Genomic DNA, 12,702 nt, shown 5'->3' on the forward strand with positions numbered 1-12,702 from the left:
TCGCAGGAATCGGCATTGGTCAAACCCTCGCACTCAGTTCTCGAACCCGCTGCCACAGCTTCTTGATCTCGTTGAATACATTCGCAGGGCTGTCGGTACCCTGATCCCCGATCACGGGGGTGATGCTGTGTCCGTTCGAATTCACCTCGATGGTGACCTGGCGCACGATGTCCCGGTGTTCGTCGCCGTCGACAATGCACGTCACGGTGTCGCCGATGAACCAGTCCTTGCCGAAGGTCTGCTGGGGGGTGTCGATCGGATACAGCTGCAAGTTGCCCTGCGGGCCGTTGTCCAGGAGGGCCTGCTGCCCCTTGGCGTCGAGCGCTGCAAGGGCATCCTCGACCTTCACGTCTTCATCGGCGGCTACCGGCGTGCCGTCCGAGGCACTGACCTTCTTCACCGGGATGTCGCGGGCGTCGACGAACAGCTCCGAGATGATCCCCCAGTACTCTTCGGACTCCCGGTCGATGTACTCCTTGATGTAGCGTTCGGCACCCTGCCCCTGGGCCGCGACGATGGCGCGGGTGTACTTCGGGGCCTTCAAGGAGTAGACGAACTCCTTGAGGTTTCCCAGGTCCGCGGAGAAGCGGATGTGTCCGCTGCGGTCCTGGGGCTCGAAGACGTCGAGCTGGATGGTGCGGCTCTCGGCGTCGTACACGGTTCGCCAGCCGACGTTGCCCGCGTCGCACACCGGCTTGAGGCCGTCCCGGAGGTTGTCCCATTGCAGGTTGAACGGGGTGACCTTGCCGAACTGGTGCCAGGGCTTCTTGTCGCCGTCCGGGGTGCCGAAGCGAGCCGGCGTGCGGCCGTCGAGCGCCAGGGCGCCGGCGTTGCGGCTGACCATCTCCTCCACGGCCTGGGCGGCGCGGACGCCACCGTTGGTGTAGGAGGCGCGGTCCTGGTTGGTGACCGGCAACTCGGGGTTGGGGTAGGCCGCGTGGGCTTCGAGGATGTAGTTGTCATCGCACCCGGAGATGATCAGGCCGCCGGGCCCGGAGTCCGTGTCCACCGTCCAGTACTTCTCAACGGTCTGTATGGGGCCGGAGACGATCGGCTTGTCGACCCCCTCTCGGTAGGCGACGATGCCGTGACCCGGCTGGAAGAGCTGGGCGTGCGGAGTGCCGGCCATGATCTTGATCTGCCAGTGCCCGGTGTCGCAGTAGCGCAGGACGGCTTGGAACTCCAGGAAGTCATCGACCTGGCCGATCGGATTGAGGTCGCGGTCCCGCACCAGGACTCGGTACTCGCTCACCTGAATTTCTCCTCTCGGCTGGTTAGTTGGGGCAGGACGAGGCCCGGCAGGTCCAACCTGCCGGGCCGTGTCACTAGAACCCGTTCATAAGGGCAGCCGTGTTCAGGGCCCTCATGATCTGCCGCTCGGACGGGACGTCCGGGGCGGCGTTGACGATCACGGTGTGACCGCTTCGATCCTTCAATCCAGCAATCCGTAGAAGCTGGTCGGTCCGCCGCTCGTCGGTGAGCGGGAGGATCAGTTCGGGCCCGCGTTCACCGATCTCGGCGAACGTGCGCGAGGTGACCAGGCCTCCCCGCCAGTAGCCCTTCGGGGGCAGGTTCGGGTTGGCCTGCTGCACGTTCTGGATGCCGCCGTACCGCGCCACGATGTAGTTGATCGAGGCCGCCAGGTTGGCGATCGGGTCGAGCAGATCCCAGGACGTTCCGGCCTGGTGGTAGGCCGCGAAGGTCGGCCAGATGACCTGAGCCAAACCGCCCGAAGGGTGCCCCAGTTGAGCGTTGATGTCGGTGGTGTTCCAGATGCCCGGATTGCCGCCGGACTCACGCTGAACGATCGTCCCCATGCCGCGTTCCCACAGATCGAGGGGGGTCACGCCCGTGAGGGCAATCGCCTGATCGATCCAGGACTTCACCTGGCCGGTCGGGGCCGGGCCGGAGCCTCCGCCCTTCGACCCCTTCTCGTCCACCCCGCCGAGGAACTTGTCGACGGCGTTGTAGACGGAGTGGGCCGGGGCCATGCCGAGCCGGGAGAGGATCAGCGGGGTTCCGGCGAGCGTCTTGTCCAGGCCGTCAACGATCGGCTTGGCCGTGTGCTCCCAGACGAACTTGGCACCCTTGGCAAGCTGGTCCTCAGCCCAGCCCACCGCGGACTGAACCCAGTGGATCGGGTTCCAGTCGAAGCCCTTCCTCTTCTTCGGCGCCGAAGGAACGAGGCCGCCTTCGGCGAACCGGAGAGGCCGGCCTGCAACCGCGTCCGCATTCCACGAGAGAATTCGGCTGTGGCCAATGGACCGAGCAACTTCAGGACGAAGAACAGCTTCACCCGGAGAAAGGATGGCTGGATAGTTGTCCACACCAGGCGCGTAGCCCGGGACAATGCCACCAGTGGCGAACCCTGGAATGTTCGGAATCGTTGGAATTCCAAGCTTGTCAAGAACCCAGTTCACGCCGCCATTCGGGTTCTTCTCCGAGCCGAGGAGTTCCTTGTTGATGAAGTTGATCGCGGCCTTGATGGGCGCCTGGACGATGTCACTGACTTCGCCCCAGGTCTTCTTGATCGCTTCCTTCGACTTGTCGAAGAAATTCGACAGGCCGAGAATCGCGCTTCCGAAGGTGTCAAGCACAGGCTTGATCACGTGGTCCCAGGTCCAGGACATTGCCGTCCCGATGCCGTCCCAGGTGGGCTTCACGATGTCCGTGTAGAACCACTTGATGGCCGGTCCGAGAATGTTCTTTAGGAACAATTCGAACAAATGAAGGATCGGCTCGATGACAACCTTCCACGCTGTGTGGATGGCCCATCCGATGAGGTCCCAGGTCGGCTTGATGACATCGGAGTAGAACTGCTGAATTCCCGGCCAGAGAATGTTCCGGATCACCGACCAGAAAAGTCGGAGAATCGGGTAGATCACATCGTTCCAGGCAACCGATATGACCGTGCCGATGCCGTTCCAGGCGGGCACTATGCAGGATCGCCAGAAGTCCCTGACGGTCGGCACCAGGTAATCTACGATGAACACCCGAAAGGCGTCGTAGACCGGGTAAATGACGTTGCGCCAGGCCCACATGACAGCTGCGGCGATCCCGTCCCAGGCCGGGATGATGACGTTTCGCCAGAACCAGAGCATGGCTGGGACCAGCTGATTCATGATGAAATCGCGGGTCTCGAAGAACGCCGGCTTGATGTACTGAGACCAGGCAATCGAGACGGCCGTGGAGATCCCGTTCCATGCGGGAACCACAATGTTCTGCCAGAACCACAAGGTGGCCGGCGCCAGGTCGTTCCTGATGAAGTCCCTGGTCGCAAAGAAGGCGGGCTTGATGTACTGAGCCCACGCGATCCAAACGGCCTGCTGGATGTCGACCCAGGCCCTCTGGCAGAAGTCACGGAAGGTCTTGTTCTTCTGATAGAGCTCGTAGACGCCGAAGGCGACGAGTGCGATGGCGGCAATAACCCAGCCGACCGGGCCGGACATGACGGCGATCGCCGCACCCAGCCCCCGACTCACGACGATGATCCCGATAATTGCGTGGGCGAGCTGGCCGAGAATCAGAATGGCAGGCCCGAGAAGGGCAATGGCGATCACGGTCTTGCCGATGGCGTTCTGGACGTTCTTCGGCAGCGTCGAGAACCAGACGGCGAACTTCGACACCCATCCGATGATCATCGAGAAGACGTCGATGACCTTCGCGGCGAACACCGTCAGGAACGGCATCGCACTGTCGAGAGCATCAGCGAATTTGCTGACCGACTCGGCGAGTCTCGTCACCGACTCGGAGGTCTTCTCATTGGAGCCGAGACCGACCTTGAGGACGTTGGTCAGCTTGAGCCAGGAACCCTGAAGCGACTCGTTGGCCGCTGCGGCGGACTTGGTGTAAGTCTCATCCGTGTTCAGGAAGTGGATCAGCTTCGGCATGACGTCCTTGGAAAGGAGATTCCCTTCCTTGGACATCTTCTTGAGCTGTTCGATGTTCTTGCCCGTCGCCCGGGACATGAGGTCCCAGGCGGGGATGCCGTCCATCGTGAGGGTGTTCAACTCCTTGGAGTTGATGGAGACACCCATGAGCATGTGCTCAAACTGGATCATCGCCCGGTTCGCCTGAGAAGTGTTCAGGTGGTGGGCGGCGATGGCATTCGACATCGCATGGACTTCGTCAGTCACCGGCGCGACATTCGTCTCCAGGGAGGAGAGAATTCGGGCCAGCTTGTACATGTCGTCGATGCTGACGGGCAGCGTCTTCGACATCCGGTCAAGGGTGTCGACCATCTTGACCGCCGCGTCCTGACCCTGGAATGCGGCGATGGCTGCGATCGTCCGGTTCCGGAGGTCGCCGAACTTCACCGAGACGTCGACAACACCGACGCCGAGCGCCAACAGCGGACCCGAGACGAAGCGGGTGATCCCGTGGCCGGCCGCGACGGCCCCGGTGGCGAAGGCGTGCAGGGAACTCGTGTGCCGGGTGGTGGCAACAGCGCCTTCGGTCTCAGCCCGCGCCAGGCGGGCCTGCGCGGCGGCCTGGCGGTCGGCGGCGGCAGCCGCGGCCGTCATCGAGGCGGCCAGCTGCTCTTGGACGGCCGTGGCCGTCCGGGCCTCGGTCGTGATCCGACGCAGCTCCGGCCCGAGCCTGGCCGTAGCGGTGTTGAGCTCCCGCAGGGCCGCGCTGGTGGCCCTGGTCGAGGAGACCATGCCCTCCTCGAAGGCCCTGCCCATCCTGCGGCCGGCGGTCCGCATCTTGCCCTCGTTGGCGAGCAGGCCGGTACTCAGGCTGTTCGATGCATTGCGGCCGAGAGTTTCCATCTGCCGCATCAGGGTCAGCCGGAACTTGTCCAACCCGTCCCTGTCCAGGCGGGGAGTCACGGGAATGTAGCCGGACCCCACCTTGATCGGTTCGGCCATCATTACTCCCTAGATCTGAAACGGGTCGGCGAAGAACGCCGCGACGTCAGCCACGGGCGTCATCTCCGGCGCGGGAGCCTCTTGCGAGGCCTCCTCGAATTCGCCAGGGCGCGGAACCGATTCAGGGAACGGGATGTCCTTGGCGCCCTCACCGGAGTTCGCCTTCAGGAACATCCAATTCGACACCTCAAGGGAGTCGACCAGTCGAGCAGTCAGGTACTCCTGCGGCCCCCAGGACATCTCTTCGTTGACGCTGGAGGCGAATAGGGATTGGCCCGGCATTCGCAGGAGCATTCGGGCCAGTACGCACAGACGGCGAAGTGAGAGCTTTCCTCGCCAGAGATCACACACGTCCGTCTGGAAGTGCCGAAGACAGTCAGATTCGAACTCCGGCAGATGATCCGTCAGGGCGATGGAAAGCAGGATCAGTTTCCCGGCTCACCGAACCCCGCGGCCTCGGACAGCACCTCGGCGAACTCCAGGAGATCACGCATCTTCGGCTTGTCCGAAAGGAAGCCGGACCACTGGTCCTCACCCAGAATCGCCTTCAGCATGCCAACGGTGTCGTCGGAGCCGGCCAGCTCCATGACCTCAACCGGCATGTCCAGCGGCGCCGGGATGGTGTACTCGGTGCCCCGGAAGTCGAAGTGCGTCTCCTGCTCCAGGGCCTCGTCCTGGGCGATGGAGGGGCGCTTGCCGGTAGCCGCAACAGCCTTGGCGGCACGGGCCTTAGTGGTGACAGTCATGGGGTACCTCGAAATTGTGAGTAGCGCAGAAGGAGAGAAGAGAGGCCGGGCGGTTAAAGCCAGCCCGGAAAGGCTTTCGCTCCGCAAGTCAACTTTTAAGGCAAAAAAAATTTAGGCCTTGGAAGTCGGGCCGGAGGCCGCAATGCTTCGGGTGGAACCGCCCGTGGTCGACGGCATGATGTTCTGGTCGTCGGTGACCAGGTAGCCGAGGAAGCCGTTGCCGTCATCGAGTGCATCGATGGTCAGCTCGTAGGCCTGGTTCTTGGTGCGGGTCAGGGTGATGGCCCCACGGTCCGAGACCATGGCCTGAGAGAGGACGGCGCGGTATCGCGCACTGGCGTCGTTCCAGTCCACGATGACGGAGATCGTGTCCAGGTTCGGGTTCGACGCGATGTTCAGCCGGTACTGGCCCTCGACGGGCTTGCCGTCCTTGTCGGTGGCCGGCTCCCACTTCGAGCCGTAGAACAGCTCCGTGTTCGGGGCGTTCAGCTCCATGAGCGTGGCCTTCACCTGGAACGAAGCGTTCTTGACCGTGTAGAGCACGGGCACCGCGGACTGCCAGACCTCGACGGCTTCGGTCTCGATCTTCGGGGTGATCGTCACACCGTCCGAGTTCGCGTAGCCGAGCGGCACGAAGTTTAGCGTCTTGGGGTCCTCGTCGACCTTGGCGGGCAGCGGGGAGTCCTCACCGAAGTGAACCCAGATCTGCCCGTTCGGGGCGAAGCGGATGTTCTTCTTGTTGTTGTTGCTCATACTGACTTCCTAGGGCTGACTTCAACGAAAAGGATCTCGACGGTGCCCAGGTAGCGGGCCTCACGAGATTCGGGGTCGGGAAACGAACGCGGCGAATTGCCCTCGACCACATCGAGAACCTGAACGTTGTCGAGCACCAGCGAGGGCATCTGCTCCAACAGGTACTCGCGTACGGCGTAGGCGAGGGCCGAGCACTGCGGCTTCGACCCGGCGTAGGTGCTGATCGAGAAGCCGGCACGGTCCATCCGGTCCCGGACGTCACGGTGGCCGCCGTCGTGTTCCACGATGACGGCGGGGGTGCCGGAGTTCCGGCCGACCATGTCGCCGGAGATGAAGACACCCTTGAACTCGTCCAGGGAGCGCAGGTAGTTCACGAGGAAGACTGCGGGGTCGATTCTCACTGCGATCGGGCCTCTCTCAGAGCGGCCTCAAGGAAGTGAGAACCGGGGTGTCGCTTCCCCGAGCTGTCAGTGAAGCCGTAGTTGAGCAGCAGTGCGTGACGGACACGGTGGCTCGGCTCGATGACGACCAGGCCCTCGCCGCGGGCAACGCGGACTTCGAACTGCCGCTTGATGGTGTTCCAGTGCCGTGCGCGATTGCGGTAGGGCGCAAGGGCCATGGCCCGCCGGGCTATGCCTTCGCAGATCCGGAGCAGCGCGGCTTCGAGCTGGGGGGAGGTGCGGCAGATTTCCTCGAAGGCGTAGGGGTCCAGCACCAGTTCGACGGCCATCAGTGGTTCACCCGCCAGACCTGAACTTTGGTGTGGTTGTTCCTGGGGGAGCCGTGGTCCCAGAACTGCGGTGCACCGTTGACCTGGTAGTGCTCACCGTCGAAGACGATGCGGTCGGTGTCGCGGACGTCGACCTGGCCCAGGACGTAGAAGACGGCCTGCTCGGTCTCGGTCTCCCGGCCGGCGTCGGGGGAGGTGAACACGCGGCGGGAGGTGCCGCCGATCGGCTGGTAGGACGCCTTGCCGGTGAAGACTACGGAGGCGTTCGTCCAGTCGCGTTCCAGGACGTAGCTGTCCTCAGCGAGGCCAGCCCGCAGGACCGAGATGGTGTGCCTGAAGGGGTACATCCGTGTCCTCCTTCCGCATCGTGATCGTGCGGACGGAGCCCCGGCGGTAGCGTCGTCGAAGCGCCCTCAGGGTGGCCTCGGACAGGGAGGCCTGGCCCGGGGTCGAGCCGAAGGAGGTCTCCAGCTCGCCGACGCGCTCCATGGACACACCGGGCCGCAGGGCGGCCCATCGGATCACCTCGGCGCACACGATGGCCCGGAGGCCGGCGGGGCACGTCCGGTAGCCCCAGGAGGCTGTCACCTTCACGTCGGAGGTGCTGGAGCTGATCCCGTGGAACGGGCGGGGTAGCCACCCGTCGCGGCGCCACAGTGAGCCGCCCTTCAACAGGTAGTCGGTGACCACCTCGCCGTCGAGGACGACCGAGGAGACACACTCCAGGGGGAACATGCGCCTTGGCAGGTCGAGCTGGATCGACAGTGCCAGCGGGAGCGACACGGTCTCGTTCTCGTGGAACCGGAAGTCCGTCTGACAGTAGTCCTCGATGAGGCCGGTCACGTCCTCGATGAAGGCCTCGAACTGGGGCTTCTCTTCGTCGGAGACGGGCCGCCCGAGACGGGCGGCCACGTCATCGACAGTGACGAGAGGATTCTCAGTCACCTTCCGTCCTCCTTCCAGAGGATCGCCGCTCCGCAAGTCAACTTTTGGAGCAAACAAAAAGGACGGATCGCTTACTTGGTGACCTTGGTGGTCGGCTTCTCGAAGGACTTCACCGCGATCACCTGCTCCGGGCGGATCACCTTGGCGTCGTAGAACATGCGGCTCTTGATCGCGTGGGTGAAGCTCTCCTCCGGCTCGTAGGCCTTCATCTCCGCGAACGGCATGACGAGGCTGATGGCGTCGGTGGCGAAGGCCGCCATGTCGAGCTTGTTCAGGTCCGAGGTCAGGTTGCGGATCAGCGGGGACTTGTTCCGGTCGTGGTTGCCGAGGGTGTTGGACACCAGGATCGGAACGCCCAGGACCGACCCGATGTGACCGTTCGGGATGACCGGCGTGCCGCCGTACCGCTGGGCGTCGATGAACTGGGGGTCCTTGAGCAGTGCGCGGTAGACGTGCGGAGATACCGCAATCACGCGATCCGCGGGGGCGTTGTTGATGTCGAGCTGCGTGACCATGTCCACGACCGCGCCGTAGACAGCACCATCGGCGACCTGGTCGCCCCGGTCCTTGAGGACCGGGTCCAGGAGCTCGACGGCGCCGCCCTCCAGCTTCGCGGCCGGCACGGCGTCGGCCTCGACGGAGTTGTAGTCCAGGCCCTGCGTCGCGTACATCAGGGTGGTGGCGAGGGTGCGCTCGATGGTCTCGGCCTGGATGCGGGCGCGCTTGCGGATCAGGTCCGAGAGCTTGTCGACGCCGGGCTGGGTGAACAGCTGGTCGACGCTGTCGATCTCCAGGTGGAAGCTGGAGCCCTTCTGAACGGTCATGCGCATGTACTCAAGCTGGGCGTGGTCGCGGTTGCCGACCTTGCCGTAGGCCTTGACCATGCCGTAGTCGTTGACGATGTCGTTGCCGTCGTCGTCGGTCCACCGGAAGTGCGGAATGCGGATGGTGTCGCCACCCTTGTGGAACTCGCCCTCGTACGACCGGTTGGTGAACTTGTTGTTCCCGAGGATCAGGTTGTCCTCAAGGTCGTCCAGGAGCTGAGTGGTCCAGATTTCCGGCGTGAAGACGCCCTTGACGCCGTCAGTGATTCGGGCGCCGGTATCGCCGTAGAACAGGTCCTTGTTCTGAGTGGACATGAAGTCTCCCTAGGGGATTGAAAGGTGCGGTGATGCCTGAGCGGGGCTCAGAGCTGGCCGCGCATGATCGCGTCGAGACGGCCCTCGGAACGGGCCTTGCTGATCTCCTGGCGGGTCATGCGCTTGAGCTGGTCGCGGGTGACCTGACCCGCACCGGCTCCGCCACCCTGAGGACCAAGGCCGAGATCCTGGCGATACTCCGGCGTCTTGCGTGCCTTCGGGAGGCCATCGACGAACGACGAGATCGCCTCGGAGTTGGGGGTGCCGTCCTCGCTGACGAAGCGGGAGAGGTTCAGGAAGTCGGCGTCCGGGAGCCGGGCCCCAGCGGCCGCGGCTGCCGCCTTCAGCTCAGCTGTGGCAACGCGCGTTCCGAACTCGGCTGCGGCGGATCGCCGGCCTTCCTGGCGGGCGGTCTCGACGGCCAGCTCCTGGTCCGAGAGGGACGCCTGCTTGAGGGCGTCGAACTCCGGCTTCAGGGCCTCCAGCATCGTGAAGGAGTCCTTCGCGCGGGCCTCATGCTTGCGGGCCAGGGACTTCCACTTGTCCACCTCGGCCTGGAGGTCCGGGGTGGTCGGGTCGGCGCCGTCCTGCGGGGCGGGGGTCTCGTCGCTCATGCGTGTTCTCCATGTCGGGGAAATAGGGAAGGCCGCCATGACGGCGGCCTTCGGTGTGGTCGGTGTTCGGCTGTCGCCCTACGCGGGCTTGTTCTTCGGACGCCGGTTCTTGGCCGGCGCGGAGCGGGGCCGGGTGGACGAGGAGCCCGCGGCCTTCGTCGCCGTAGCGACCGAGCCGCCGGCCTCGGCCAGCTCCCGGTTCACGTTCCCGCTGTTGCCCTGCGGAGCCTTCTGGGCCAGGCCCGCCAGGTCGACTCCGCCCTTCGACGGGCCGAGCATCGCCGGGTACCGGTGCAGCAGCTCCTCCTGCTCCGCCAGCATCCGGTTGAAGCGCTGGATCTGCGGGGGCGTGTAGCCGGCCTTCTCCCAGAGAGCCTGTCGCGGAATGCCGAGAGCAGATTGCTTGATCAGTGCATCAATATGCTGAGCCTCGGTACGAATCTCAGGGTCAGCCCAGATCGTCTCCGCCTGGAAGGCGTCCTGACGAGGATCACCCAGAACCTTGAAGGCCAGCCGCATTGCGCGCTCCCAGCCTTCACCAAAGTGAAGCATCCGCTCCCTGGTCTTCGAAATAAGACCGGCCTCGGCAGAAGCGATGGCGTCGCCGGACGGGATCATTCCGCCGGACAGGAAATAATGGAACGGGAGCTTCGCCTTTGCCGCCATGTTTGCGACGAGTTTGTCTATGAGAACGCAGTAGTTCGCCAAATTCGCGGCTTCGAAGGATCCGAAACGTGTATCGGGGTCCTCAGCCTGAAGAAGCTTGTCGACGGCGACCTGAAAAGGGGCGACCGGGTTGCCGTTCTCATCCTCAGTGATCTCCATGCCGGTGACGTAGCGCTGAGGGAAAGCGGCGTATTCGGACGCCACGATGGCGTCCTGGACGGTCTTGTTGATGGCATCCTGGATCGGGATGATGTCATGCAGATCCGAGTACGGATGCCAGAGGTTGGGCGCCGCCAGGCGGTTCCGATTGATCAGCGGAATGACGGGATTAGTCCCGAGGGGGTTCCTGCCGACCTTCGGATTGACCCACTCGCCCTTGACGTTGTCGAAGGTGTAGACCTTCGTGTCGGTCCACAGGGTGGCCGTCTGGCGGCCCCAGTCGTCGGTGGTGAACTTCGCGGAGACCTCGATGTCCCGCTTCGATCCGGGCTTGAACTGGACCGCGATGTTCTCGCTCGACTCGGCCGTGATGGTCGGCCGTCCGTCCGAGTCCGCCCAGACGACGGCGAAGCTGGCACCGGTGACCATGGCGCCAAGGTGCGCGGCGTTGGAGTCCGCGTCCATGTGATTGCGCTGCCAGATCTCCTGTGCGTCCCGGTCGGCGGACGGGTCATCCGTCATCCGGAAACCCTCGACGCGCATCCGTTCATTGGCACTGTCGACCACCAGGCCACAGAAGTTGTCGGCCCACTTGTTGAAGATCTCACCGAACGCATTCGAGTACTGCGCCTGAGCGAAGCGCATCAACTCGTGGTTGCCCTCGTAGTAGTTGGTGAAGCGCTGGCCGGCTGCCCAATTGCGGGTCAGCTTCCCATACAACCAATCCAACCATTCCGGTGGCGTCGTCGGTCGGTTGAACGGGTCCATGCGCTTCTCCTAGAAACCTGCTACTCGTCTCCTTCGCTTGAAGAGGCGGCCATCGGCTATCGCGTCTGCCCGAGCTTCGAACGCCAGGACAGAGCAGACGGCGAGGTCAATTTTCTTCTTGCTCTTCGGGGAGTTCTTCTGGATGAGAAGGCCCTGCGGGACTTCCCTCGTGACGGCATTCAGGACATGCCGGGTGATGTGCTCATTGCCGTCATGGCTGAGATCGCCGGTGGAAACGGCGGTACGGAACCGTTCAATGGCATTGGTCATGCGGGTCGGGCGATTGGTCCAGAACTCGAAGACCTTGTCGTCTCCGTACTGAAGGGACCAGCGACCAATCGGCTCCTGCCAGTACGGCGGATCGCAATACATCCATTCGACGCTGTACGTCTCGAAGGCGCGCTTCACCGCGGCCTCGACCGACAGAACGTCTACTTCCCAGTCCGGTCCCGCTTCCCGCGGCTTCTCCCAGAGGCCCAACAGGAATAGGCGACCATCGCGAAGCCGGCAGCCGACGAGACCAGTGCTATCTCCGCGCAGAGAACCATCAAATCCCACAGAGATCTGATCACCTGGAGATATAGGGTCAGAATCAGAAAAGCTTCCATCCCATTCCTCCTTGGACATCCATCCATCGGCGCCCTCGGCGATGTTGTTCAGGTAGAAGCGGTATGCGACCGAGGCCGGCGTGGTGGCCTTGTCCTGGATGGCATCCACCAGGCCGGAGAAGTCGACCCAGTACGAGTCTCCGTAGGCCTCCTTGAGGCCTGCCAGGAGAGCTTCCTCGTCGTCCAGGTCGATGTTCCGCTGTGCCTCGCGGCAGTCGTAGAGGCGGGACTTCGACGTGGACTCGGCAACGCGCTGGGCAACCGAGTTCTCGGCCGGGTTGAATGCATTGGTGGTCTGGACCCAACGGGAACCAGCACCGGAGGTCTTGCGGACATTTCTGTCCAGCGTCTCGAAGACATAGACGCCGTGGTTTGACTCAACCCAATGATGGGTCTCGTCCATGATGACGAATCAGGCAAAGTCAGACCCCGGCAGGAACGTTTCTGCCGGGGTCCGACAAAGCTCGGCCTCGCCCCCTCAAGACCACGGCTGGAGGAGGTGACCGGCTCGATGCGGCCGGGATCGCCATTGCGGAACTGGATCAGCGACTTTCCGATGTCCAGCCCGTACGTCTCCTGCGCCGGCCCTGAGGCCAGCATTCCGCGGATCATGTCGCGGGTCTGGGCCGTCTGGTCCAGGGAGGTAGCGGCGATCTGGATGACGGGAAGGGCGACGCGCTTGCCTACCGGGTACCCGTCCTGG

13 protein-coding genes are annotated in these 12,702 nt (G+C 63.7%); all 13 read right to left on the reverse strand.

What is annotated here, in order from left to right:
- Nucleotides 1-19: 19 nt before the first annotated feature.
- The 13 genes from ACH5AR_RS04200 to ACH5AR_RS04260 all read right to left on the reverse strand — a co-directional run bounded on the left by ACH5AR_RS04200 (nucleotide 20) and on the right by ACH5AR_RS04260 (nucleotide 12,402).
- Entirely contained in the window at nucleotides 20-1,252 is a 1,233-nt protein-coding gene (locus ACH5AR_RS04200) for a siphovirus ReqiPepy6 Gp37-like family protein (RefSeq protein ID WP_396299840.1), read from the reverse strand.
- A 73-nt stretch (nucleotides 1,253-1,325) separates the two neighbouring features.
- Nucleotides 1,326-4,871: a tape measure protein gene (locus ACH5AR_RS04205; protein WP_396299841.1), complete on the reverse strand. Its 3,546-nt coding sequence runs from the start codon at nucleotides 4,869-4,871 to the stop codon at nucleotides 1,326-1,328.
- Between the two features lie 9 nt (nucleotides 4,872-4,880).
- Nucleotides 4,881-5,165, reverse strand: a complete 285-nt coding sequence (locus ACH5AR_RS04210) for a hypothetical protein (RefSeq protein WP_396299842.1) — start codon at nucleotides 5,163-5,165, stop codon at nucleotides 4,881-4,883.
- A gap of 131 nt (nucleotides 5,166-5,296) precedes the next feature.
- Nucleotides 5,297-5,617, reverse strand: coding sequence for a hypothetical protein (locus ACH5AR_RS04215; protein ID WP_117490928.1), 321 nt, complete (start codon nucleotides 5,615-5,617; stop codon nucleotides 5,297-5,299).
- A 111-nt stretch (nucleotides 5,618-5,728) separates the two neighbouring features.
- Nucleotides 5,729-6,370: a hypothetical protein gene (locus ACH5AR_RS04220; RefSeq protein ID WP_396299843.1), complete on the reverse strand. Its 642-nt coding sequence runs from the start codon at nucleotides 6,368-6,370 to the stop codon at nucleotides 5,729-5,731.
- Nucleotides 6,367-6,744, reverse strand: coding sequence for a hypothetical protein (locus ACH5AR_RS04225; RefSeq protein WP_396299844.1), 378 nt, complete (start codon nucleotides 6,742-6,744; stop codon nucleotides 6,367-6,369). Before ACH5AR_RS04225 ends, ACH5AR_RS04220 begins: the two co-directional genes overlap by 4 nt.
- 23 nt (nucleotides 6,745-6,767) lie before the next feature.
- Nucleotides 6,768-7,100 carry a hypothetical protein gene (locus tag ACH5AR_RS04230; protein WP_380352115.1) on the reverse strand — a complete coding sequence of 111 codons (333 nt, stop codon included), beginning with the start codon at nucleotides 7,098-7,100 and terminating at the stop codon, nucleotides 6,768-6,770.
- Nucleotides 7,100-7,447: a hypothetical protein gene (locus tag ACH5AR_RS04235; RefSeq protein WP_396299845.1), complete on the reverse strand. Its 348-nt coding sequence runs from the start codon at nucleotides 7,445-7,447 to the stop codon at nucleotides 7,100-7,102. Before ACH5AR_RS04235 ends, ACH5AR_RS04230 begins: the two co-directional genes overlap by 1 nt.
- Nucleotides 7,398-8,045: a phage gp6-like head-tail connector protein gene (locus tag ACH5AR_RS04240; RefSeq protein WP_396299846.1), complete on the reverse strand. Its 648-nt coding sequence runs from the start codon at nucleotides 8,043-8,045 to the stop codon at nucleotides 7,398-7,400. The genes ACH5AR_RS04235 and ACH5AR_RS04240 overlap by 50 nt, the downstream gene beginning before the upstream one ends.
- A gap of 71 nt (nucleotides 8,046-8,116) precedes the next feature.
- Nucleotides 8,117-9,184, reverse strand: a complete 1,068-nt coding sequence (locus tag ACH5AR_RS04245; protein WP_396299847.1) for a hypothetical protein — start codon at nucleotides 9,182-9,184, stop codon at nucleotides 8,117-8,119.
- A 47-nt stretch (nucleotides 9,185-9,231) separates the two neighbouring features.
- Nucleotides 9,232-9,798, reverse strand: a complete 567-nt coding sequence (locus ACH5AR_RS04250; RefSeq protein ID WP_396299848.1) for a hypothetical protein — start codon at nucleotides 9,796-9,798, stop codon at nucleotides 9,232-9,234.
- Nucleotides 9,799-9,876: 78 nt separating this feature from the next.
- Entirely contained in the window at nucleotides 9,877-11,391 is a 1,515-nt protein-coding gene (locus tag ACH5AR_RS04255) for a phage portal protein (protein WP_396299849.1), read from the reverse strand.
- A gap of 9 nt (nucleotides 11,392-11,400) precedes the next feature.
- Nucleotides 11,401-12,402 carry a terminase TerL endonuclease subunit gene (locus tag ACH5AR_RS04260; protein WP_117490947.1) on the reverse strand — a complete coding sequence of 334 codons (1,002 nt, stop codon included), beginning with the start codon at nucleotides 12,400-12,402 and terminating at the stop codon, nucleotides 11,401-11,403.
- Nucleotides 12,403-12,702: the final 300 nt, after the last annotated feature.

Origin of the sequence: Kitasatospora sp. NPDC018619, assembly GCF_044391605.1 — a bacterium.
Classification (GTDB): domain Bacteria; phylum Actinomycetota; class Actinomycetes; order Streptomycetales; family Streptomycetaceae; genus Kitasatospora.

What these genes read in the sequence shown, in the direction of transcription:
- ACH5AR_RS04255 (WP_396299849.1), bottom strand. Translation starts at nt 11,391, where the DNA reads ATGGACCCGTTCAACCGACCGACGACGCCACCGGAATGGTTGGATTGG.
- ACH5AR_RS04220 (WP_396299843.1), bottom strand. Translation starts at nt 6,370, where the DNA reads ATGAGCAACAACAACAAGAAGAACATCCGCTTCGCCCCGAACGGGCAG.
- ACH5AR_RS04250 (WP_396299848.1), bottom strand. Translation starts at nt 9,798, where the DNA reads ATGAGCGACGAGACCCCCGCCCCGCAGGACGGCGCCGACCCGACCACC.
- ACH5AR_RS04235 (WP_396299845.1), bottom strand. Translation starts at nt 7,447, where the DNA reads ATGTACCCCTTCAGGCACACCATCTCGGTCCTGCGGGCTGGCCTCGCT.
- ACH5AR_RS04245 (WP_396299847.1), bottom strand. Translation starts at nt 9,184, where the DNA reads ATGTCCACTCAGAACAAGGACCTGTTCTACGGCGATACCGGCGCCCGA.
- ACH5AR_RS04230 (WP_380352115.1), bottom strand. Translation starts at nt 7,100, where the DNA reads ATGGCCGTCGAACTGGTGCTGGACCCCTACGCCTTCGAGGAAATCTGC.
- ACH5AR_RS04215 (WP_117490928.1), bottom strand. Translation starts at nt 5,617, where the DNA reads ATGACTGTCACCACTAAGGCCCGTGCCGCCAAGGCTGTTGCGGCTACC.
- ACH5AR_RS04205 (WP_396299841.1), bottom strand. Translation starts at nt 4,871, where the DNA reads ATGGCCGAACCGATCAAGGTGGGGTCCGGCTACATTCCCGTGACTCCC.
- ACH5AR_RS04260 (WP_117490947.1), bottom strand. Translation starts at nt 12,402, where the DNA reads ATGGACGAGACCCATCATTGGGTTGAGTCAAACCACGGCGTCTATGTC.
- ACH5AR_RS04210 (WP_396299842.1), bottom strand. Translation starts at nt 5,165, where the DNA reads ATGCTCCTGCGAATGCCGGGCCAATCCCTATTCGCCTCCAGCGTCAAC.